The 3524-nt window shown below is 60.7% G+C and carries 1 pseudogene; it reads right to left on the bottom strand.

The annotated features are described in order from the left end of the window. Nucleotides 1–248: 248 nt before the first annotated feature. Nucleotides 249–3222, bottom strand: a pseudogene (locus BSZ31_RS17835) (TrlF family AAA-like ATPase). Nucleotides 3223–3524: the final 302 nt, after the last annotated feature.

Here is a 3524-nt window from a genome sequence, read left to right as displayed (position 1 = left end):
CCCGCGAACCCGACGGCGGCACGCCGGGACGTACCGATAGCACCCCAAATTCCTCGCCAAGCTACCGCTGTTCGATGTTAGGTGCTCGGCAAGAAATACCAAGCCCGTCGAAGTTTTTGTTGAACCGCCAACGATTGCAGCCAAGCCAAGGTTATCGAGGGTATGCCGCCCACTTTCCTCTGCGCTATTCCATGAGACGCAACTGGCATCAGCCGAGACGCCGGGCTAAGCCGGGGAAAAGATTTCCTTCAGCGATCCAGCCTAACCCGCAATCGGCGTGCGCGCTCGCGAAAAGCTTCCTCGCCGCCTTCTAAGATGTCGCAAACGGCTGTGCGGATGGCCGCGTTTTCGAGACCGCCAGCCATGTATTTGATAGGGGGCAGCCCCCCGGCAGGATGAGGGCCAGCATCGGCGACGATGATCTGATCTGCGTCCGTATTGATGACCAGGTTCGCATTGTGCGTGACCATGATTACTTGGCGCTTTGCCTTGGCGGCGATAAATAGCGCAACCAGCTCATCGAATACGGACTTCGGATCAAGATTCTCTTCTGGCTGATCGATGATGAGCGGCCTGTCGTCAGCATCGTCTAACGCAAGATAGAGCAAAAGCAGCACGATGCCTCGCGTGCCGGGCGAGAGCTTGCGAATATCTATGCCGTCGTAGACGATTTCGTAGCGGACTGAGATATGGGCGGTGTTGAAGAGCCAATGCGCGAACTGTTTCAGCCAGCTTCGGAACTCCGCCTGCTGACTTTGCGCATAGGGCGCATGGCCGATCAAGTCCCGCATATAGAGCGAGATGAAACTCGCCATAGCCGCTTGCACGTCAGACGCTGATCCTGTTTCCCAGGCAGGCCGAAGAGTGGTTTCCGCCAGGGACGTCAAGGCCCCACGCCCCTGGAACGGCCCGGCCTTTCGTCTGTCGAGAAGCTCCTCCTCGGCCACGGCCGCCCAGGCTCCGACATCGACGACGCGCCGGACGGAGAAGCCGAGCTTGCGCAACGTGCCGGTTGATGCCGTGAGGCGCGCCATCAAGGGCGCGTAAAGATCGGCAAGCGCCGTCTGTTCATTGATGATCGCCTGGAAGACCCGGCTGTAGGTTGCATCGCGTTCTGCCTGCAAATCCTTGCGACGGGCGGCGGCGCCCTGAGCGTCGGTCAATCGCGACTGGAGCGTCTGAAGGGCAGTGTTTTCCTGGGCGATGCGTTGCGAGAGGGCCGAATACTGCTTTCGCACGAGATTGTCGGCGCTGACCAAGGCTTCAAGTCTGGTCATCTCAGCCTGAAGCGTGTTCAGGGTGAGTGTCGTCAGGTCAACCGTGTCGGGGAAGAACGGCGTATTAGGATCGCCCGCGGGAACGGACGGGCCGGTAAGGGTCGCGATCTGCTTGTCGGCCCAAGCCACGTAGCCGGCCAGGCTCTTGTCCACGTCGCCTTTGTAGATGAGCAGGAATTCGTCCCATTGCTGCGGGTTTAGTCCACTGTGCTGGTGGCGCTCCTTGGCCTGGCGCAAGAGTTCCGGGGCCTTGGTTGCGCGCGTGCTGGCGACTTCGTCCTGCAAGGCAAGAAAGGTCCGGCGCTGGTTGCCGTAGGCCTGAATCGTCCCGCGGATCGCCTGGACGGCCTGGCCTAGCTGCGTGTGCCGCTGGGCTTGAGCTTCGGTGCCTTTGACTACGAGCTTGGCTAGGTCTTGGTTGTAGCTCTTGATTTGTCCGGCCTTCTGCGCGACTTGGGCCGTGAGGTGAGCAATCGACGCCTCTTTCTCGAACTCCGCGGCGATGCGATCGGAACGTCCGCGATCGCATCGGCCTCTCGCTCGCGCGCCTGCTGGAAGCGGGCGGTGCGATAGTCGCGCAACTCGGCGAAATCGATGGCGCCTTCGCGGTCGTCCTGCGGATGAGCTCGAATATGACCCGTTCGATTTCAGCGATAAGTCCGTCCGACACTCCATTCGCAGAGCACAGCTCTTCGACAAATTGTTGTGAGAGATAGCGCGCGCGTGGAAAGGACAGGTGGCTGTTCGCGTCGCGACCGTCGAGAAAGCGCGTGACCTTCGCGCCGCCGCCCCAGGTCAGCGTGGCGGACGCTTCGCCTAGTAGCTTGCGAGCACGGACCAAGAACGAGGGGCTGGCGTTCTCGTTCGCGCGCCATGCCACGGGCGTTATCGCATCGCATCCTGCTGCAATCATGTCAGCAAGAGCGGTCTTGCCGGAGCCACGCGCGCCGATAATGGCGACAAGGCCCGGGTTTAGCGGGATGTCAGGAGTGGTCGCCCAGTCCCCATCGGCGATCGTTACATGCGAGATTACCTGCGACGGAAGCGCAGTGCGCGGCGGCTCCGTACCGACATGGGCGCGGCCTTCGGGGTCGATGCAGGCTTGGCGCAGGGCATCGAATTCGAGGCCACCCTTGAGCCACGAAAAGCGATCTTCGACGGGTCGGCCGACCGTCTTCTGGTCGTGAGCGTCACTTCCATGCAGGCACGGCTTGCATCCGCCAAATCGCTCGCGGAGTTGATCGAGCGTCAGGCTCCGACGTCCGGACCAGAACTCCCGTTGCGCTGGACTGCTTGAGAAGATGACGTGTGCGAACTTCTCGATTTCTTCGCGCATCGTCGTATCGGACGCCTGACGCAGTCCCGATGTGCCGTCGCCGGCGGCGCCCGCTACGGCGATGAGGATGTTCGCTTTCGCCCACTCGCTTTCGCGCACGACACGGCGGAGTTGGTCGAAATTGACTTTGAACTGAGTGGCGCCATGTGCAAGGGCCGCGCGATCATCGGTGATGCTCGTGTCGGCCTTCTTGCCGAGTGAGATCAGGTCGGCTCGGGTGCAGTTGAAGGTGTCGCCATGCGCCTGAAACTGGAGCCGTTGAAGAATGCGATGCAGCTCAGCGACGTGATTTGAGTCTTCGGGGCTGACGAGAAGGTGCAAATTGACAAAGCCAGTCTTGGCGGCGACATCTAGGCGCAGTTCAACATTTGGGAAGATGAGCTGCACATTGGGCAAACGGCCCGCCGCTTTGTGCGACAAGACCTCTTCGTAGGTGTCTGTGAGATAGTAGTCCGTTACCGCAAGCGCCTCGATCTTCGGCGTCGCGGCCTCAAGGCTTTCGAGGTAAGTGTCCCAAGCAGAGCCACCACCGAATTGATTGTTGAGAACGGTGCCCGGCGCATGGATATGCGGTTCCCAACGACGCCATTCAGATCCACGACCGATCATTCGTCTCCCCCTTCGTTATTGCCGGTCGTAGACCGTCCTGATGGCCTTACTCCAGTTCATGACTTTCCGCCTTGAACCAGAAGGCTTTTTGCCATTCTAGAAGTTTTTGCTAGTCCCAGCACGTGCAGTCAGCGACAACATGCCCCCCCTCCAACTGCATAATTTTCGCCTTTTGGGGAGTCGAAGCACGCGGTTCCAAGACCGGCGAGCTGGGAGAGAGGCGTCAGGGGTCAGCGCCGGAATAGACCCGATTCGGCACGAAGCGCGGGGCGCAGCCCGCGAACCCGACGGCGGCACGCCGG

Origin of the sequence: Limnobacter sp. SAORIC-690, assembly GCF_002954425.1 — a bacterium.
Lineage (GTDB): Bacteria > Pseudomonadota > Gammaproteobacteria > Burkholderiales > Burkholderiaceae_B > Limnobacter > Limnobacter profundi.
The sequence above is the reverse complement of the archived record's forward strand: the minus strand, read 5'-3'. Positions and strand labels throughout refer to the sequence as shown.